15 protein-coding genes are annotated in these 19804 nt (G+C 39.1%); 2 read left to right on the plus strand and 13 right to left on the minus strand.

The features are described 5' to 3' along the window. Positions 1 to 667: 667 nt before the first annotated feature. The 6 genes from purD to prmA form a co-directional block, all read right to left on the minus strand. On the minus strand, positions 668 to 1954 hold the full coding sequence (gene purD, locus ESZ26_RS18140) for a phosphoribosylamine--glycine ligase (protein ID WP_146801109.1): 1287 nt from the start codon (positions 1952 to 1954) through the stop codon (positions 668 to 670). Between the two features lie 84 nt (positions 1955 to 2038). Continuing rightward, positions 2039 to 2866 carry a class I SAM-dependent methyltransferase gene (locus ESZ26_RS18145; RefSeq protein WP_146801112.1) on the minus strand — a complete coding sequence of 276 codons (828 nt, stop codon included), beginning with the start codon at positions 2864 to 2866 and terminating at the stop codon, positions 2039 to 2041. Positions 2867 to 3122: 256 nt separating this feature from the next. Then, positions 3123 to 4724, minus strand: coding sequence for a bifunctional phosphoribosylaminoimidazolecarboxamide formyltransferase/IMP cyclohydrolase (gene purH, locus ESZ26_RS18150; RefSeq protein WP_146801114.1), 1602 nt, complete (start codon positions 4722 to 4724; stop codon positions 3123 to 3125). Between the two features lie 184 nt (positions 4725 to 4908). Further along, positions 4909 to 5196 carry a DNA-binding transcriptional regulator Fis gene (fis, locus tag ESZ26_RS18155; protein WP_070375036.1) on the minus strand — a complete coding sequence of 96 codons (288 nt, stop codon included), beginning with the start codon at positions 5194 to 5196 and terminating at the stop codon, positions 4909 to 4911. 20 nt (positions 5197 to 5216) lie between these two features. Next, a complete protein-coding gene (gene dusB / locus ESZ26_RS18160) occupies positions 5217 to 6182 on the minus strand; it encodes a tRNA dihydrouridine synthase DusB (RefSeq protein ID WP_146801116.1) in 966 nt (321 codons plus the stop codon). A gap of 194 nt (positions 6183 to 6376) precedes the next feature. Continuing rightward, positions 6377 to 7258: a 50S ribosomal protein L11 methyltransferase gene (prmA, locus tag ESZ26_RS18165; RefSeq protein WP_146801118.1), complete on the minus strand. Its 882-nt coding sequence runs from the start codon at positions 7256 to 7258 to the stop codon at positions 6377 to 6379. A 119-nt stretch (positions 7259 to 7377) separates the two neighbouring features. On the opposite strand from prmA, the gene ESZ26_RS18170 reads away from it, so the two are divergent. Both ESZ26_RS18170 and ESZ26_RS18175 read left to right on the plus strand, forming a co-directional pair. Continuing rightward, complete coding sequence (locus ESZ26_RS18170) at positions 7378 to 7866, plus strand: putative 4-hydroxy-4-methyl-2-oxoglutarate aldolase (protein ID WP_146801131.1); 489 nt, start codon at positions 7378 to 7380, stop codon at positions 7864 to 7866. Between the two features lie 60 nt (positions 7867 to 7926). Then, on the plus strand, positions 7927 to 8892 hold the full coding sequence (locus tag ESZ26_RS18175) for a siroheme synthase (protein ID WP_146801120.1): 966 nt from the start codon (positions 7927 to 7929) through the stop codon (positions 8890 to 8892). A 233-nt stretch (positions 8893 to 9125) separates the two neighbouring features. Here ESZ26_RS18175 and ESZ26_RS18180 read toward each other — a convergent pair whose 3' ends face one another. The 7 genes from ESZ26_RS18180 to ESZ26_RS18210 form a co-directional block, all read right to left on the minus strand. Beyond that, positions 9126 to 10229 carry a DUF1513 domain-containing protein gene (locus tag ESZ26_RS18180; RefSeq protein ID WP_146801122.1) on the minus strand — a complete coding sequence of 368 codons (1104 nt, stop codon included), beginning with the start codon at positions 10227 to 10229 and terminating at the stop codon, positions 9126 to 9128. Between the two features lie 13 nt (positions 10230 to 10242). After that, positions 10243 to 12498, minus strand: coding sequence for a TonB-dependent receptor family protein (locus tag ESZ26_RS18185; protein WP_146801124.1), 2256 nt, complete (start codon positions 12496 to 12498; stop codon positions 10243 to 10245). Between the two features lie 2 nt (positions 12499 to 12500). Beyond that, positions 12501 to 13682 (minus strand): imelysin family protein, encoded by a 1182-nt coding sequence (locus tag ESZ26_RS18190; RefSeq protein WP_146801126.1) that lies wholly within the window; start codon positions 13680 to 13682, stop codon positions 12501 to 12503. Positions 13683 to 13721: 39 nt separating this feature from the next. After that, positions 13722 to 15239: a di-heme oxidoreductase family protein gene (locus ESZ26_RS18195; RefSeq protein ID WP_146801127.1), complete on the minus strand. Its 1518-nt coding sequence runs from the start codon at positions 15237 to 15239 to the stop codon at positions 13722 to 13724. Next, positions 15239 to 16894 (minus strand): di-heme oxidoreductase family protein, encoded by a 1656-nt coding sequence (locus ESZ26_RS18200; protein WP_223271730.1) that lies wholly within the window; start codon positions 16892 to 16894, stop codon positions 15239 to 15241. Before ESZ26_RS18200 ends, ESZ26_RS18195 begins: the two co-directional genes overlap by 1 nt. A gap of 106 nt (positions 16895 to 17000) precedes the next feature. Continuing rightward, a complete protein-coding gene (locus ESZ26_RS18205; protein WP_146801129.1) occupies positions 17001 to 18359 on the minus strand; it encodes an imelysin family protein in 1359 nt (452 codons plus the stop codon). 1299 nt (positions 18360 to 19658) lie between these two features. Next, on the minus strand, positions 19659 to 19804 hold a 146-nt coding region (locus ESZ26_RS18210; protein ID WP_455423429.1), incomplete at its 5' end, for an EF-Tu C-terminal domain-related protein.

Genomic DNA, 19804 nt, shown 5'->3' on the forward strand with positions numbered 1-19804 from the left:
TGACATCATTATTAAACTGTTTTACGTCTTTCCTTTCCTTTACCTAAGTAAAGAACAGAACCGACTATGTAAAATCAATGTAATGTGAGTGTCCACACAAATTGCATGATAACTAATTGTTAAAGAAAAACTCATCTACTTGAAGTAGAGAGTTAGATATAAAACGCATTCGTTTATACCTTTGGAGCCTTGCTCCGTTGCTGCAGGTCTTGCCTGAAGCGAGATGCGTATTCTACGCACTCTAGTTTTGATGTCAACGTTTTATTTAATTTAATTTGAAGTTTCTTTTCGAAGATTCAAACCTAACTTTTAAAACGTTAAGTTAACTACTTTACCCTAAAGTGATGTAGATAACTTATCAAAACAGTCCGTTGGGTTACCCCTTGGAACTGGAGCGCATTTTAGACATTTCTCGCTGGGCGTCAACCCTTTTCTGTCATATATTTGAAATAACCGATCGTTCGGTCAATTAACGTACAGACCGCGTTGTTATTGAGCTTTATTCATCCTACCTAAGCGTTTAATAACTTTTCATCACTAATAACTAAACAATACTTGGTAATGATCATTTCAGTTTACTGCAGAGGATATTGTTATATTCGTCGATTTTAGCTAATAAAAAAGCCTCTTATAAGAGGCTTTCATTTAAACACTTAAAAAGTATAGCTTAACTTTGCTCTCTAGCGATTGCTCGATAGGCAATATCTGTTCTAAATTGTACTTCTTCCCAGCTTATTTCTTGTAATAATGCGTAGGCAGATTTTTGCGCTTGTGTAACCGTTTCACCTAATGCTGTAGCACAAAGCACTCGACCGCCAGCAGTCACTATATCACCATTAATTTGAGTAGTTCCCGCATGGAAAGTTTTTCTGTCTGTATGCTGATTAGTTTGCAAGCCTGAAATGACTTTACCCTTAGCGTAAGTACCCGGATAGCCACCGGCCGCTAATACAACGCCAACGGCTGGGCGTGGATCGAAATCAATAGTCGCTGTATCTAACTTACCTGCACAGGCTAGTAAACATAATTCAACGATATCTGACTTTAAGCGCATCATAATAGGTTGTGTTTCTGGATCACCAAATCGACAGTTATATTCAATAACTTTTGGTGTACCACTCGCATCGATCATTAAGCCAGCATATAAGAAACCAGTATAAGGAGCATCTTCTTTAGCCATACCTTGCACAGTAGGATAAATAACTTCATCCATAATGCGTTGATGAAGTTCAGCAGTGACTACCGGTGCTGGTGAATAAGCCCCCATACCACCGGTATTTGGTCCTTCATCATTATTATAAGCACGCTTATGATCTTGGCTCGTTGCCATGGCTAAAACGTTTTTACCATCAACCATAACGATGAAACTTGCTTCTTCGCCATCTAAAAATTCTTCGATGACCACACGATGTCCGGCATCACCAAAAGCATTACCTGCGAGCATATCTTTAATCGCGTCTTCAGCTTCTGCTAATGTCATCGCGACAATTACGCCTTTACCTGCTGCTAAGCCATCAGCTTTAATAACAATTGGTGCACCTTTTTCTCGAACATAAGCTAACGCAGCTTCGATTTCAGTAAAATTTTGGTACCAACCGGTAGGAATGTTGTGACGAGCTAAGAAGTCTTTAGTAAATGCTTTTGAGCCTTCAAGTTGTGACGCTTTAGCACTTGGACCAAAAATAGTTAACCCCTCGGCTTGAAAAGCATCAACAACGCCGTCAACAAGCGGTTGCTCTGGGCCAACAATCGTTAGGGCAATGTTCTGAGTTTTAGCAAAGTCGACTAGTGCAGCAGTGTCGCCAGCAGATATGGCAATATTTTCTACTTTATGCTCTGTTGCTGAACCAGCATTACCTGGCGCAACAAATACTTTTTCTACTTGTGATGATTGTGCAGCTTTCCATGCAAGTGCATGTTCACGACCACCACTACCTATTACTAAAACATTCATTTATCTTAACCCTACTTTATTTGCTAGAAAATATGCTAAAAAACTTGCGCCATTATAAGGGAAGTTATGGCGCAAGTCTTAAGATTATTTAGCTACTTTTGCAAATTTTAAAGTCATACGATCGCTTTCACCGATGGCTAGATATTTTTCTCTATCTTTATCTTTCAATGCAAGTGAAGGGGGTAATGTCCAAACACCTTTCTCATAACTTGCTTTATCTTTAGTGTTAGCATTAACTTCACTGCTGGCAATTAAAGTAAAACCTGCAGCTTCAGCTTGTGCAATCGTTTTCTCCATAGAAACATAGCCGCTATTCATATCGCTTGCGGTTGCTCCTTTTGGTAGGCGATGTTCAACGACACCTAAAATACCACCGGTTTTTAATGCTTTAAAGGCATCAATGAATACTTGGCTGACGCCCTCTTCGCCCCAGTTATGTAAATTACGAAAAGTAAGTACCATATCGGCTGTACCCGCTGGTGCTAATTCACTGGCTTTTTTAGGTACAAAGTTAGAGAGCTCTACTTCACTAAACATTTCATGGCTAGCAAGTTTTTTTACTAAATTTTTACGGGAGTTACTGTAGTAGTTATCTTCACCGGTATCGGGATAATGAGCACCGATTAACTTTCCTTTGCCCTTTAATGCCGGAGCTAAAATTTCAGTGTACCAACCACCACCAGGCGTAATTTCAACAACGGTCATCGACGGTTCAAAACCAAAAAATTCTAAGGTTTGTTGTGGATGACGGTATTGGTCACGCATTTTATTGGCAGCAGATCTATGCTCACTAGCAACAGCATGTTCTAGCTGTGCATTAGCTGAAGCTTCCATGGTGTGAGCACCGGATGAAGCACTGGCCAGTGACAAGCTAATAATTGAGGCAGACAGTAAAGTTTTTATTGTTTTCATTTGCTTTTCCATATCAAGAATAAAGGTTAACTCGACATGTTATAGCAGATTTTAAAAGAAGAAACAGATAAGGGGGATAAAAGAAAAGTATTTAGCCTTGTTGAAGTGTAACATTTTATCAACAAGGCTAATAATGTCGTTAATTGGAGCTGCTTTAAGCTGTGGTGTGCACTTTAAAAGAAAAAGCACGCAGCTAACGATAGTTAGTGAGTACTTTTGACGAATAAATAGCATGTCACAGCGGCAAGCCCATCAATTAATGACGGAAGTGGCGCATTCCGGTAAATACCATAGCAATATCATGTTCGTCGGCTGCGGCAATAACTTCATTATCGCGCATAGAACCGCCCGGTTGAATAACGGCAGTAATACCGGCTTCAGCGGCAGCATCTAAACCATCACGAAATGGAAAGAATGCATCCGATGCCATGACTGAACCTTTAACTTCTAGGTTTTCATCAGCGGCTTTAATACCAGCAACTTTAGCGGAGTAAACGCGGCTCATTTGGCCAGCACCAACACCGATAGTCATACTATTTTTAACGTAAACAATCGCATTAGATTTCACGTATTTCGCTACTTTCCAACAGAATTGCAAGTCACGCATTTCATCTGCTGTTGGTTGACGCTTAGTAACAACTTTCAAATCATCGCTGGTCACTTTGCCTTGGTCTCTGTCTTGAACCAATAAACCACCGTTAACACGCTTAAGATCAAAACCAGTAGTTTTGCTTGACCATTCACCACAGGCTAATAAACGTAAGTTAGGCTTAGCTGCAACAATTTGTGCCGCGGCCTCTGAAATACTTGGCGCGATAATCACTTCAACAAACTGGCGAGAAACAATAGCTTCTGCTGTATCGGCATCTAATTCACGGTTAAAAGCGATAATGCCACCAAATGCTGAGGTAGGATCTGTACGATAAGCACCTTCGTATGCGGCTAAAATATTATCGCCAATAGAAACACCACAAGGGTTAGCATGTTTAACGATAACACACGCCGGCTCATCAAATTCTTTAACACATTCTAAAGCGGCATCGGTATCAGCTATATTGTTATAAGAAAGCGCTTTACCTTGTAATTGCTGAGCCGTTGAAACTGATGCTTCTTGAGGATTGGCTTCAACATAAAAAGCAGCATCTTGATGTGAATTTTCACCGTAACGTAAATCTTCAGTTTTAATAAACTGGCTATTAAAGGTACGTGGAAATTTGTTTTTTTCTTTAAAGTTAACTTCACTTTTTTCACTGCCATGCGCACTAAGCATTTTGCCAAAGTAGTTTGCGATCATGCCATCGTAAGCGGCAGTATGTTCATAGGCAGCAATAGCTAAGTCAAAACGGGTGTTATACGTTAATGAATCGTCGTTAGTATTCATTTCTGCTAATACGCGGTCATAATCGCCAGCATTAACAATAATCGTCACATCTTTATGATTTTTTGCTGCGGCACGAACCATAGTAGGTCCACCGATATCAATATTTTCAATCGCGTTTTCTAAGGTACAGTTTTCATCACTAACCGCGTTAGCAAATGGGTAAAGGTTAACGACAACAAGATCAATCGCGCTAATATCGTTTTCAGCCATAACGGCTTCATCCATACCACGGCGCGCTAAAATTCCGCCATGAACTTTTGGATGAAGTGTTTTAACACGACCATCCATAATTTCAGGGTGACCTGTGTATTTAGAAACTTCAGTAACTTGTATACCATTATCAGCTAATAATTTTGCTGTGCCGCCGGTTGATAAAATATCAACACCTTTTTGCGCTAAACTACGAGCGAAATCGACAATACCTGTTTTATCAGAAACACTTAATAATGCACGTTTGATTGGGCGTGGAGTATCCATTGCTTTATTGTTAACCTTAAAGTTAGTTTAATTGTCTGGCCGTTGACATGTGTCCTTGGCAGTGATTTTCTTAAAATAAATACTTTACTCAGTAATGAGTAGCTAGCTGAAGAAAAATCCTTCGCTAGAAATAAAGAAAGCACCCTAGGGTGCTTTCGATTGACAGGGACAACCTGTCTATTTTTTAGTTCATGCCGTATTTTTTAAGCTTTTTACGTAAAGTACCGCGGTTGATACCTAACAAGTTAGCTGCACGTGTTTGGTTACCGCGCGTATACTTCATAACTTCTTCTAACATTGGCGCTTCGATTTCAGAAAGTACAAGGTCGTACATATCATCTACATCATTACCATTTAATTGCGATAAGTAGTTACTGATAGCTTGTTTAGCTTGAGTACGTAATGGAGAATACTCAGCTTGAGTTTGGATCTTGCCAGTAACGAATGGTGATGAAATATTTTGTTCAAACATAAAGTTCAGACTCTTTCTAGTTAATTTAAATTATCAAAATACAGTTCTAATGCATCAAGTTGATCGGTAGATGACTCTAACGCATTAAAAACAGAACGAAATTTTTTCTCTTGATCATACGCGAGCATATACCAAGCAACGTGCTTACGAGCAAAACGAACACCCATAAAATCACCGTAAAAATTGTGTAAGTCCTTTACATGTCCAATGACTATCGGACAAATCTCTTCCAATGAGGGGGCAGACAAATGTTCACCCGTTTTCAAGAAATGGTTAATCTCTCGAAAAATCCAAGGTTTCCCTTGGGCACCACGACCCACCATTACGGCATCAGCCCCAGTAAAATTTAATACCTGCGCCGCTTTGATTGCGCTGGTAATATCGCCATTAGCTACAACGGGAATACTAACCGCTTGCTTGATGGCTTTTATCGTTTCGTATTCCGCATTCCCTTTATAAAAATCATTACGGGTGCGACCATGAACAACTAAAGACTGAATACCGTTGTGCTCAGCAATTTTAGCAATTTCAATGCCGTTACGGGTGTTCTCACACCAGCCGGTACGAATTTTAAGGGTTACTGGCACGTTTACCGCATCAACAACACTTCGCACAATTTCTTCAACCAATTTAGGTTCTTTTAATAATGCAGAACCCGCGAGCTTTTTATTGACCTTTTTAGCAGGACAGCCCATATTGATATCTATAATTTGCGCGCCATTTTCAACATTAACTTTAGCAGCAAACGCTAACTCTTCAGGATCTGAACCGGCAATTTGTACCGAACGAATACCTGCAAATTCACTATGAATACTTCGTCGCTTAGATTTTTCGGTATGCCATACTTTGGGATTAGACGAAATCATTTCTGACACGGCTAGCCCTGCTCCCATTTGACAACACAGTTGTCGAAAAGGTTGGTCGGTTATTCCGGCCATTGGAGCAAGCATTACATTACTTGATAAAGTATACGAACCTATATTCATGTTGCTGTTTTTTTGAGCTACTATTCAAAAGGGCGCTAAGTTTACGTGTTTTTAAGGGAATTGAAAAGCATATAAATTGAACAATTCTTGCTTTTTTTTGCGTTTTTAATATTGACTTTTTGCAAACTATTGATGTGAGCAGAATTTGTACAAATAGCTAACGAATACTGCTCAATTAATAACAGGGTTTTTGACTAATTCTTTTTCCCCGAAAGACGAACCCATTCATCTTGAACAGCAATGGCATCCATTTCACACCACTGGCTATAAATATTTTGTAGTTCATTGGCCTGTTCTTCTAAAACACCTGATAGTGCAAGCTGACCATTTGGTGCAACAAATTCAATAATCGTTGGCGCTAATTCACGTAATGGTCCGGCTAAAATATTAGCGACCACCACATCAGCTTTAAAACTTGGCTGATCTTTCGGTAAGAAAAGTGCTAAACGGTCTGCAATACCGTTGCGTTCAGCATTTGCTTTACTTGCTTGTAATGCTTGTGGGTCAATATCAATACCAATAACTTTTTTTGCGCCTAGTTTAAGTGCCGCCAGCGATAAAATTCCTGAGCCACAACCAAAATCAACTACAGTTTTGCCGACTAAATCTAATCCATCTAACCAGGTTAAGCATAATGCCGTGGTTGGATGGGTGCCGGTGCCAAATGCTAAACCTGGGTCAAGCATAACATTGACCGCTGTCGGATCAGGTACTTCGCGCCAGCTTGGACATATCCATAAACGCTCACCAAATTTCATCGGGTGGAAGTTGTCCATCCACTCTCTTTCCCAATCTTTATCTTCAAGTTGCTCTAACTTGTAAGCCATATTGTTTTTATCTGGATGGATACTTTTCAAATAGGTAATCGTTTTATCCATGTCGTGACTGGCATCGAATAAGCCCATGACCACAGTATTGTGCCAATAGATAACTTCGTCACCCGGCAATGGTTCATAAATAGGGGTATCTTGAGCGTCGATAAACGTCACAGCTTGTGCGCCACAAGCGCTTAACCAATCACTATATTTTTCTGATGTGTCTTCATTCGCACTCAAGCGAAGTTGTATCCAAGGCATGGGAGGTGCTCACTATAAATTTTTCACTAGTTTAGCATTTGTTAGTTAATACCTACAAAGACTTCTGCTAGAGTATTGCTAGGATAATTATTCTCTCTAGCCTATTAAGGAACTCTATGATGCTCGATCTTCTCCCTGATTTATATGACATTTACCCTAACGCATTAACACTGGCGCAGCCGATATTTACTGACTATGGCAGAAATAACATTTTCTATGGGGAAATAGTCACCGTATCTTGTATTAATGACAATTCAAAAGTCAAAGCCTTAGTTGATACTAACGGCACAGGTAAAGTGATGGTTGTTGATGGTAAAGCAAGCCTGACGCGAGCACTTTTAGGCGATATGCTGGCTGAAAAAGCAGTTAAAAATGGTTGGCAAGGAATCGTCATTAATGGCTGTATTCGTGATGCTGGCACTATTTCCACCCTCAAGTTAGGTGTTAAAGCATTGGGTTGTTGCCCAATAAAAACTGAAAAACTAGGTATTGGTGAGGTTAATGTTCCGATTACCTTTGCTGGTATTCATTTTATCCCCGGACAGTTTGTCTATGGCGACAGTAATGGTTTAGCCATCAGTGAAACGCTTTTATCATTACCATCTTAACGCTATTATTTCGACTTAGGCTCAGATTAAAGACAATAAAAGACAATATAGGTTATTTACATGAAATATTTCCCCATTTTTCTTGATGGTAAAAACATATCGGCAATGATCATTGGTGGTGGTGATGTCGCGGCACGTAAAATTGAATTACTGCTAAAAAGTACCACTAACATTACGGTTATGGCTGAAAGCTTATCAGACAGTGTACAACGCTTGATCGATGCGCATGATTTGACTTGGCTCGCTCATAATTATCAACATGATCATTTAACTGGTATTAACTTAGTTATTGCTGCAACCGATGATGAAGAGGTAAATAAAGCGGTTGCTGCTGAATCACAACCCCTCAACATTTTAACCAATGTAGTAGATCAGCCTGAACTGTGTACCTACATTACGCCAGCTATTATTGATCGTTCTCCAATGATTATAGCAATGTCTAGCTGTGGGAGCGCACCGATACTATTGAGGATGCTCCGAGAACAAATTGAGAAAACCTTGCCCAATGGCTACGGTAAGTTAGCTGAGTTCAGTTTCAAATTTAGAGACCATGTAAAAGCAAAAGTGCAAGGTTTACGTAACCGCCGAACTTTTTGGGAAAGGGCATTACGTGGGACTATAGGCGCAGCTATTTTAGATGGTGAACATTTTAAAGCTGAGCAACAGCTCATCACAAGTTTAAAAAACAAAGTATCTCCTCCTCAAGGGGAAATAGTATTTGTTCATACAAAAACAGGTAATCCAGATAAATTAACATTGCAAATCCACCGTGAAATGCAATTTGCCGATGCGGTATTTTATGATGATGACGTTAATATTGATTTTATTGAATATATACGCCGAGATGCTGATAAATATCCACAAAGTATCTCCTCAACAATTCAGGTTAACTTTCAGCATGCGTTAGATTTATCAGAAAAAGGGCAAAAAGTTATTTATCTACTCGCTGGCTTTACAGAGTTACCTACCAACTCTGCTTTATCTTTAAGTACGATAAGGAAAACACAACTCACTTGTGCCGACTGATCCAGCACAACGTTAAAATGAGAACAAAAAAATAGGCTCTATTTACATAGAGCCTAATCAAAACAATGCTTTGCGCAAACATTGTTTTATCTGGAGGAGGTAATACAAAAAATAATTTTAAAATATGTGTTTAAGTTGTTTCATTCAAAAAATTGATGTCTTTGTTGGTCAATCAACATAAACATAATAACAAAACCCTTTACACATGCAAATAGGAATGATTAGTGTTTGTGTTAAGTGATTTTCATCGCTAATAAGTGATTATCCCACCTTAGGTGCTCAAATGAAAAAGGTAGCATTGATGAAGAGTTGCTACTTTTAGCTAACTCAGCAATTTGACCTTTACCACTGCTCGCAAATAACTTATCGGTATAGGCAAGACCAGCACCATCAGATAAACGTTCAGTCCCTAAAAAACTATCATTATCTAAAGACCAATATGTGATCATATCTGCGCGAGGACAACTTATTGCCACGAGCGCATTATTATCGTCAACACAGATACTTGCCGTATATTGATTCATCGATCGCCACTGCTGCTTTGGCGCTTTTAAATACTTTAATGCAGAGCCCTGTATATGGGAAACCGCTAAAGGAACAAGATCGGTTCGAACTCCTTGGTATTGCAGGCCAGCAATAACTTTATCTTTTGCACTAACGCCAAGGTGCCTAATACTCAACTGCGGGTTATCAAGCTGATGCTGCTCAGTAATCTTTCCTGAAACTAAATCTAAATAGGATAAGTTGGGTTTCATCGAGTCCAAATTAAGTTTTTTTCTTGGCTGCTCCGGATGAGTTTTAATGCCTCCATTGGCAATAACTAACGTTTCATCATCGGACATCAAAGCAATTTGGTGAGGACCAATGCCACCTGATGGGTATCTATTAATTATTTGATAATTGCTTGCGTCACGTTCCACAATAAAACCATTACCCGTGTCATAGTTATTTTCACTGGTCAGTAGCGTATTTCTTTTTGTAGATAACACACCGTGACCATAAAAATGATAACCCTGCTCTGGTCTTATATGATGAACGACCTGGCCAGAAATAAAATCAACTTCAAAAGCATACAGCCCTGGTCTTCGTGCAAAAACTATCGCCCTGCCTGGTTTACCTTCAATATTAATCGCGTCATGGCCACGTGCCGGTAAAGCGATACGGCTAACCTCGTTACCCTGTAAATCAATCGCACAAACAAAGTGCTGATTCTTATTATCTGTAGCAGCACTGACTAACCAATATTGCTCAGCCTTTTTACTCGCAACAAAAGAAAATAGCCCCACAGCACTAACTGCTGCAGTTGCGGCTAAAAAATGTCGACGCGTTAACAACATGATAGTTCATCCATTAGAAGGTAAATTTCATCCCAATAGTCACTTGTCTTGGTTTACCCGGTCTCGCCCCAAAAGGTCGGCGAGAAACAACTGCGGTTTCATCAGTTAAGTTATCGATCTTAAGATAAGCTTTAACGTGATTAGATAGTAGATACCAAGATGAAAGGTCAAGTTGTAGAAGTTCATCGGTCCATAATCTAGAAAGTTCAGTATTATCACCTGTGGCTTCTTGCATCGCCTCTACATGTTTTAATAACAAAGCAGCACGCCAATTTTCATGCTGAAGTGCCATTTCTATACTTATTTGGTTTTGAGGTAAATAAGGTAAAGCATCACCACTTTCAACACGACCCCATTGTGAAAAACTAGATTTAAAACTATTCTGAAATTCAGACATTGTATGGGTGAAAGCCACGTTAATGGGTAACGTTAACCCTTTGGTTAATTCAAACTCAGCAGTAAAGCTTGCTTCTAAGCCATAAACGTTAACTTCGCCGGCATTAAATTCTTCATCTAATGTTTGATCACAACCACTTGAAAACGTACAAGTGCCTTTGAGATTACTGTAGTTGTTATAAAAACCTATAACTTCAGCCCTAAAATCTTGCTGGCTATAACGTAAACCAAACTCATAATTCCAACTCTCTTCTGGGTCAACACTATCTCCCTGACCTGGACTATTTGGCACATAACCTTTGTTAACACCAAGTAATAAACCAAGACTTTCATCTATCTTGTAAAAAATACCTAAGCCAGGCATAACAACCGTGTCTGATGATGTTAACTTTTCACCGGTTAAATAGTCATAGCTTTCACCTTTAATATATTCAACACGCACACCTGTAGTAATATTAAATTGGCCAAAATCTACATTTGCATTTACATAACTCGCCAGCGCTGTAGCGCTATCTTTATTTTGAGTGGTGGTTTGCTGTTGCTCATCGGCAAAAACTAATTCTCCACCTTGCATAAAATATTGATTGGAGCGGTGATTTCGTTCGACTTCATCTCGATGAAAACGTAAGCCGGCATCGAGTGCTAAATCAGCCCCCATCAACTCACTATCCCATAGCAATTTAGTTTCCAGTCCCTGCGAGTAATAGCGACGATCATTTAACGTAAAAAGTAAGTTTTCTTCCGATGTGGCTGAATCTCGCTTGCCCTTTAATACTTCCATAAATAAAGCATTAATACCGGTTTCAGGAGATGTTAATATCGTTTGCATGCTCCGACTTGAATTAAAACTATCTAATCGGTCCCAATCTCGATCAAACTCACGATGGTAAGCTTGGGTATAAAAGCTAGTTTGGTCATTCAATTCGATATAATGAGATAGCTGAAACTGATAATGCTCCCAATCCATTTTATCGTTTTTACTGGCTATATACCGACGTTCAGCATTTTCAATAAAATCTGTATCCGTTAGCCCTAAATAGGTTTCATTGGAAACTTCATCAGAGTAACCGCCTTTGAACTGCCATATTTGATAATACTGCGCATTACTAGGAACAAAGTTAAGCTTGAAGATAATCTCATTTTTTTTGAATCCAGTATCGCCACCACCATCTAGGGCTTTAAAACCATCAGAATTGATTGTTAATCCTTCAATAAGAAAGCCTATATCGCCATAGCCGGCAAGTGTTTTGGTTTGACTCAAATAACCATGCGCTTTTTGATAATTGTCTTGACCGAGCGCTAAATCGATTTGCGCCTGTGGTTTTTTAGCACTACTGATAGGACGGGACAACATGTTGATCGCACCACCCACGGTATTTGGGCCATACTTGATTGCTGAAGGGCCTTTAAATATTTCGACCTGAGTCATACGTGACATTAATGGAAAATAATAGGCTGCAGGGGCTGCATAAGGGGCTGGCGCAATAAGGATACCATCTTCCATAATAGCAACTTTGCTACTCCTTTCTGTCGTTGCACCGCGTAAACCTATATTGGGCCTTAAACCATAACCATCTTCTTCTCGAATGTAGACTCCGGACACTGATTGTAAAACTCGATGAATATCATCAAATTCAAATTGATCTAAAGTTTCTTCACCCAATACAAAAGCAGATCCTGTTGCTGTTGCTAATTGATTACGCTGACCAAAAATACTGATCACTTCAAGCTGTTTTTCTTTTTGATTGTTATCTGCTATCTGCGGTTCTTGCACTTTTTTGCTTTCAAGCTCTGCTGCATAGGTGGTTATAGTCATTTGAGTCAGAAAAAATGAACAAAGCAAAGCGAGTTCAGTTAAAGGAAATTTTTGCACGCTTAATCACCATCATTTGAGTTAAAGCCAATATTAATATCAGTTGCTTGAATAAAATCGATAGACAATATATCGCGCAGTTCACGTAATTTTTGAATATTATTATCAATAATGACTCGACCTTCATCACTACTGAGTAATTCAGCATATAAACCAGATAAGTCTTCCGTTGCTGTTATTGCTGCTGTAAGACGATCGTTCATCTGTATAGCGATGGTTTGTTGACCTAAAAATTCAACGAGTATCTTTTCAAGGCTATAACCACCTCCAGCACTATATATTTGCTGAAATGATAATACATTTGCCTTAATGCTGACTAATGATTGCTCACTGAGGTAAAACTCTGTAATGGAAGGACTTCCAGGAGCATTTAAAGCAAAAGGCTGAAGCATTTTTTCGTCTTTAACTCGCTCCACTTGTTCTAGCCAATTAGTAACAATTTCTTCAACCGCATCCTTAACACCAGTAAATTCACCGGTGCCGCCAATAACTTGTGCGATATAATTCCCGCCAGTTGCCTGCCATGCCTCGAGTACTTCCCCACTAATAGTTGTTACGTTGTCGCTTACCGCTACCATCACTTCACACCGTTTAATTTTATTGCTGGCGTTCAGTAATGAGTCTTGATTCGTTGCCGGATAAAGTAAATACTCAAGTGCAGGAACACCTTGACCACTGACACTACTTTTAGCGACGGCATCAGCATCTAGCGTGGTTTGAGTAAGTAAGAAGTTCTCAACATCCCTTGCAACGTAACCTCGACTGTCAGGCCATAATTGTATTCTAAAGTTTCGGTTATGCTGCAAAATAGGTCCTATTTTTAACCATTGAATACTCTGCCAAGCTAAATTTAATTCCTGCCAAGCGACTTTTAATTCTGTTAGGTCTGAAGCCTTAGCATTATCGAGTTGACAAAACGCTTTACCGCTATCGGAAAACTGTGTGGCTTTAGTCTCTAATGTTTGATAATTAGGTAAGATAACCTTGTTGCTTAAATCGGTTAGCCACAAGGTAAACTGATTATCAAGTGTCCCGCTTGGCGTGGTTGGTGTGATTGGCGTTATTGGAGTAAGTGGCGTTATTTCCTTTTCACTTCCACCGCCACAGCCAGCTCCGACGAGTACGAGTGTGCCAACAAGTAATACTTGCTGATAAAGACAGTTAATTGATTGGATATTTCTCATTTTTATTTCCTGATATTTCTCAATTGAAATTGAATTAAACTAAATAGCTTTTAAGAATTTTATTAAATTTTTTCGTTGGCTCGATGTTAACTGAGTAAATTTTCTCTGCGCGGCTTCTGCTTCTCCGCCATGCCATAAAATCGCCTCGCTAATACTATGAGCCCGGCCATCATGCAAAAATCGTTGCTGTTTAGTGGTCGACTTTTGCAGGCCAATTCCCCATAAAGGAGGTGTACGCCACTCTTGACCATTAGCATCATCTTCTACGACATTGTCTGCTAACTTTTCGCCCATGTCATGTAATGCCAAATCGGTATACGGCCAAATAAGTTGATTGGCTAAAACCTCTACCGGATAATTCTTATCGGTTCGATAGCTCGGGGTATGACATTGTTGGCAACCCATTTGATAAAAATGTTCACGCCCCTTTAAGACTTCTTCTTGGGCTAAATTTCGAGCAGGCGGTACACCTAATAATTGATTAAAACTGACCACTAACGCAAATAATTTATCAGAAATTTCAACAGGAACTTGCTGATGAAGGGTCTCGATTAAAGGTTCGCCTAAAAGCGCAGTTTTTTGGCAAATGACTTGCGACTCAGTACAACTTTCTGTTGGAAATAAGCTGTTAGTAATACCAATATCATTGCGAAATGCTGCGCCAACTTGTTGGGCTAAAGTAGGATGTTTAGCCTTTAATGAAAATCGGCCAATGTCTATTTTACCTGTAGCAATATTTAATACCCGGTTGTACTTTGCTGAAATGCCATCTTGGTTATTGTCGTTAATGTCTTCTTGGGCAAGGAGATCATCTACCTGGATAGCATCAAGTAAACCCGCACCAAAAATGTTAGGAGCAAAACGTGGTGTCATACCGATATGTGGGGCTAAGTCTCCATAAGCCATGTTGGTCAATTGATATTTAGGCTGACTTAATTCATAGGCCGTGCCATCGCTATAATACCCAGAGACAGCCTGATAACTAAGCTCGAGTAGTGCTTCTCCTTTGGGTGCATATTCAAGTTTAGGGTGCCTAAACAATATACCTCGTGGTTGAATTTGGTCTCCATAATTTGGGTCAACTAAGGAGAGTCCCTCGGCTAATACTGGCGTATGGTCACTAATATTTCGGAAATGATCACGCAAGCCGAGTTTTATCACTAAAGATGGCATACTTTCGCCAACCGCTGGCATTGGCCCGCGGCTGCCTGCATCATGACAACTAATACATGATCGTGTATTAAAGAGTGGCCCTAATCCATCTCGAGATTTAGTGGAACTTGGTGAAGCAACCCATGGGTCTCTAAAAAATGAAAATCCCGTCCAAAAATTTAATTTTTGCATGCCTGTAACGGCCGCTCCGGGATGGATATAACTTTGCCTTTTCAATCGCTTGACAGTCATAGTGCCACCAGGAGCTAGTTCACTTTGCTGAAGATCAGGGGCTTTATGCTCTGAACAGCCAAAAGTGAAAACGGCAACTATAAATAACGGATACTTCGTCAATAATTTTATCCGTGCTGCACTTTGATAAAAAGCTGGTTTGTTTTTTATCATCACAACGACTCAACAAAATGCAATAACTGCTGTCGCTCAATTTGGCTTAATTGCATAAAAGCATTTTTACTATTTAACGCTTCACCCTCATGCCAAAGAATAGCTTCCTCAATTGTTCTAGCCCGGCCATCATGTAAAAAAGTGGCTTCTGGGTTAACTGTCTGCACTAGACCTATACCCCAAAGAGGAGGAGTCTTCCATTCTGTACCAGAAGCATCACCTTGAATAACGTCATCGGCTAACCCATCGCAACGTTGTACATATTCACATTCAGCACCACCCGTGCATGAATCCCCATTAACCAGTTCACGAGTTACTGCACAAGAGCCCCCCATATCATGGAGTAATAAATCAGTATAAGGAAAAATTGTTTGCTCAGACAATACTTCAATGGGTTGAGCATTAGGCTCTAAGGATAACAAGGTTAATTCTCCTAAAACACTTCCCGCTGCTATGCCTGTAATATGTCTAGGTGTATGGCATCCAACACAGTTTGATGTAAAAAATAACTTTCGACCTTCTACTATATTACTCTCCCACTCTTCACTAATCGTGTCAAAACCACGTCTTGCTGGAACCCCTAGTAATCGATTGTAAAATTCGACTAACGCTAGTTCTTTGTTACTAATGTCAGTTTTATCTGCTGTTTTTATTTCTTGTTCGGCGATAAAGTTACAGGATAATTGCTGATCAGAGCATGGTTCATCGACAAAGATACTCGAAGTAAGACCCATGTCTCCTTGATAAGCAGATGCTACTTGCTTTAGTACCGATGGGTTTTGTGCTTTATAAGTAAAACGCCCTAGCGCCGTTTCTCCGGTTGTTACATCAGTAACCATGGACACACGCCCAGAAATCCCATCATTATCTTCATCTGATACGTCGACCAGTGCTAGAATATTTTCAGCAGGTATGGCTTCTAACAAGCCAACGCCATGTATACCCGGTGCTAATCGGGGAGAAAAGCGAATATCGTCGATAAAATCACCAAAACTTAGATCTTTTATTCGATAAACAGGTGAACGTAATTGGTAGCTACTGCCGTCCGGGTATTGTCCTGAGAGTGTTACATACTCAATATATGGTGTTGCTTCTCCAACTAATTCATTACCATTTAATGAACCGTCATAAACAGCCAAACCTAAATTGATATCGCCACCGTCAAAACTTTGTACAGCAAAGGGCTGTAATTGATCACCATAAATTGGATCTTTTGCACCAGTTTTATCAGCGAGTTTGAATAACATAGTTAACATGGGTTCTTTTTTTGACGCGGGTAGTTCTCCGCGTCCATCGCTAATATGACAGTTTTGGCAAACAGGATTATTAAGCAAAGGGCCAGTATCGTTATGTTTAGTCCTAAATAAATGATCACCCGCCGTAAAAAAACCATCTTGTTGAAAATTACGTTTTATCATCTCGGGCCGAGTACCAAAAGCATCTTTATTATTAACAAATACGGTTGCATCTCCACCCATTAAATATTCTTCAATTAAAATAATATCTTCTGACAAGGGTGTTAAACCACTATGGTCTAGTAAAACGACTGGTGGTATTGGTGGTAAAACGATGACGGGCTCAGCTTTTTTAGAACTACCGCCACACGCCCCTAAAAAACTAGTAACTAATATCACTACACCGATTTTTTTTATCAATTCTGCCACCGTTTTTGCTCTTAAACTCGTTATGTCACTGAAACTGGAAATGGGCTCTTAAAAGCCCATGATTTAATAAACATTTAAAGAATGATTACAGTGTAGATTATTCGATAGTTGTACTGCCATCTTGTTTTAGATCACCGGCTGTAACACCAAGTGCATCAATCACTTGCTCTATATCATCAGTTTGGGTTACTAATCCTGCAATAACCGCCACAACATTTGGCTGTTCAATATCTGTCGCTGTTAAAACATCGAATGGCATACCCATTTTTGCTTTGGTATCAATCACAGCTGCTGCCGACATCGTTACTTCTAGTGAACCACGTAATTTATTGGCTAATACATGTTCACCTTCAGTGACTAACAAGTCATAAATAGATGCACCTTCAATAACTTCGCCATCAATACGAGTATATTGAGCATTGAATGTATTCTGAACACCTTTTGCATTTAAGAAAATATCGCGGTGAGTATTATCACTAAAACATGAATGCTCATCTTCCTGTGAATTATTAATTAATGCGATATTTATACGCTCGCTTCCTAATTCACCGTAACTTAAGCGACCCATACCTTCCAGTATAAGACCTAGTGATCCGTCACCACCAGCAACAAAAGTTTTATAATGACTGCCATTTTGCGGCTCCCATGCATTAACAACTGTCGTAAGATCTTCTATTAAAATATCTGCAGCAAGCACTAAGTATTGACCTCGACGCTGACAAGTTACTTCGGTAATAGTATTACCTACACCTGAAGTACATGCACCATCGAGTGCATAGTCACTTACTGGTCGTTGGCCTGGAGTATTATCTCTGACACCTGCACCAGTTAAATCGTCATTTAAGTCTTGACCCCAAAGTAAAAACTCTATGGCATGGTAGCCGGTAGTAACGTCAGCATCGCCATTCTTTTCAAATAGACCTTCTAACAAAGCTTTATCAATGGTTGCAGTACCTGCAATAATATTTGTTCCTTCTAACGTTGCTGTACCATCATCACCGTCAACTTGACCAGCGATATAATCAATAACAGCTTCACCTAGAGGCCAAGCATTTACTGCACCTTCAACTCCACCTTCGCTTCCATCAGCATTGGTATCAATTGGACCACCACGAAAACGATACACTTCAGTTTGTCCGTAAGGTTCACGTGATGCTTTCCAAGATTCTTTAGCTGCAACAAAGTTTGCACTTGTTGGAGTAGCAACAAATGTAGCTAATGAATCACGTAACGTTATAGCGGCAAAAAGTGAGTCTGAATATGCGGCATAAGCTATATTGGCATTAGTAATAACAACATCGTCTCGAGTGACAAAATTACTTACACCCGAAGTTCCTGCTGTACCATCAATACCAGCAACACCTTGCTCGCCATCATCGCCGTCGTCTATACATGCTGTCAAAGCACTTGCCAGTAGTATTGCAATTGTTATTTTATATACGGAGCCGAAATTCATTATTGTCTACCTATGTCTATTAAAAGTTAAAGATTTGTAAGATTTGTAAGATTTGATAATGGTAACGAAATAAAATGAAAACATCAATACAAATAACAATAGTTATCATTTGTATTTGCATTTAAATTAAGCAAGGTGCTTACTACTAGTTGCCTACACTTCAATAAAGTACGGGTTCTAAAAGTTTGAGGATTTAAGTGTCTGAGAGATATCTATTTATACAAACAGATAAATAGTCAAGAAGTCCAATAAATTCAAGATCATATAATGGCTTATAGAGAAATGTTGAGTGTCATGTTGAGGTTTTACCAATGAAAAGGATTAACATAACGTTTTAATACTCAAATCTTTTAGTGAATCTGAGTATAACTGCATGACAAACGTATTAAGTCGCTCAGTTTTACATCAATGAATCTTTGGAATTTCAACAACAGACTAATGAAATATCTGTAGCAGCTTTTCAACAATCATTTTTTGCTGAAGAAATATCAAGAAACACAAATGTAGAGAATACCCACTTAATTACCACTGATACTGTTGAAAGTCCATCTAAGATGTATGAAAGCTTAGACGGTCTACTCACAAATTTAGACGCGTTAACTAGTGTGATGAAAATCTAAGATTTAGGTCACTGCCTTTAATCCCCTACTAAAAGAATGCGAATGTATTTTTTAGATATAAATCATTAATATAGATGAAGACTAAATAGACCATCCAAATAATCGCAATAGGCATATACTTTTTAATTAAATGTTTAACCTACCTATTAATCAAAGGATCTATAAATATAATATCCTAATATTTAACAGCAATAAATTATATAGGTTACCGCGAAGACCCCTTCCTCTTAACCATTAAAAATAAGTAAATATATAATCAACTAGGTAAGAATCACGCTAATCATAAGTAAGATTATTTGATTATTTATTTAAAGTGTAAAAAGACGCCTAATCGTCTTTTCTTTAAGTTCTCGTGAGCACTAAAATCAGCAATTATGTGATGCCTATTTGAGGTATAGCGATACAACACCTGCTCTGTGTTGCCGAGCTTGAGTGCTTTTACAGTTTTGTTAAATTTCAGAGATAAAAAAAGACGCCTAAGCGTCTTTTTCTTGAATTCTCGTGTGCACTAAAATCAACAACTTCGCGATGCCTATTTTAGGTATAGCGATACAACACCTGCTCTGTGTTGGCGACTTTGGCTGTTTTAAAGTTTTACAGTTTTGTTAAATTTCAGACATAAAAAAAGACGCCTAAGCGTCTTTTTTCTTTAAGTTCTCGTGAGAACTAAAATCAGCAATTATGCGATGATTTTAGATACAACACCAGCACCAACAGTACGACCACCTTCACGGATAGCGAAGCGTAAACCTTCATCCATCGCTACTGGGTTGATTAGCTCAACAACAAATTTCAAGTTGTCGCCAGGCATTACCATTTCAACAC

The sequence above is a fragment of the Colwellia hornerae genome, from assembly GCF_007954355.1.
GTDB classification, from domain to species: Bacteria; Pseudomonadota; Gammaproteobacteria; order Enterobacterales; family Alteromonadaceae; genus Colwellia_A; species Colwellia_A hornerae.

What these genes read in the sequence shown, in the direction of transcription:
- dusB (WP_146801116.1), bottom strand. Translation starts at nt 6,182, where the DNA reads ATGAATATAGGTTCGTATACTTTATCAAGTAATGTAATGCTTGCTCCA.
- fis (WP_070375036.1), bottom strand. Translation starts at nt 5,196, where the DNA reads ATGTTTGAACAAAATATTTCATCACCATTCGTTACTGGCAAGATCCAA.
- ESZ26_RS18180 (WP_146801122.1), bottom strand. Translation starts at nt 10,229, where the DNA reads ATGTTGTTAACGCGTCGACATTTTTTAGCCGCAACTGCAGCAGTTAGT.
- ESZ26_RS18195 (WP_146801127.1), bottom strand. Translation starts at nt 15,239, where the DNA reads ATGATAAAAAACAAACCAGCTTTTTATCAAAGTGCAGCACGGATAAAA.
- ESZ26_RS18190 (WP_146801126.1), bottom strand. Translation starts at nt 13,682, where the DNA reads ATGAGAAATATCCAATCAATTAACTGTCTTTATCAGCAAGTATTACTT.
- ESZ26_RS18145 (WP_146801112.1), bottom strand. Translation starts at nt 2,866, where the DNA reads ATGAAAACAATAAAAACTTTACTGTCTGCCTCAATTATTAGCTTGTCA.
- ESZ26_RS18170 (WP_146801131.1), top strand. Translation starts at nt 7,378, where the DNA reads ATGCTCGATCTTCTCCCTGATTTATATGACATTTACCCTAACGCATTA.
- purD (WP_146801109.1), bottom strand. Translation starts at nt 1,954, where the DNA reads ATGAATGTTTTAGTAATAGGTAGTGGTGGTCGTGAACATGCACTTGCA.
- ESZ26_RS18175 (WP_146801120.1), top strand. Translation starts at nt 7,927, where the DNA reads ATGAAATATTTCCCCATTTTTCTTGATGGTAAAAACATATCGGCAATG.
- ESZ26_RS18205 (WP_146801129.1), bottom strand. Translation starts at nt 18,359, where the DNA reads ATGAATTTCGGCTCCGTATATAAAATAACAATTGCAATACTACTGGCA.
- prmA (WP_146801118.1), bottom strand. Translation starts at nt 7,258, where the DNA reads ATGCCTTGGATACAACTTCGCTTGAGTGCGAATGAAGACACATCAGAA.
- purH (WP_146801114.1), bottom strand. Translation starts at nt 4,724, where the DNA reads ATGGATACTCCACGCCCAATCAAACGTGCATTATTAAGTGTTTCTGAT.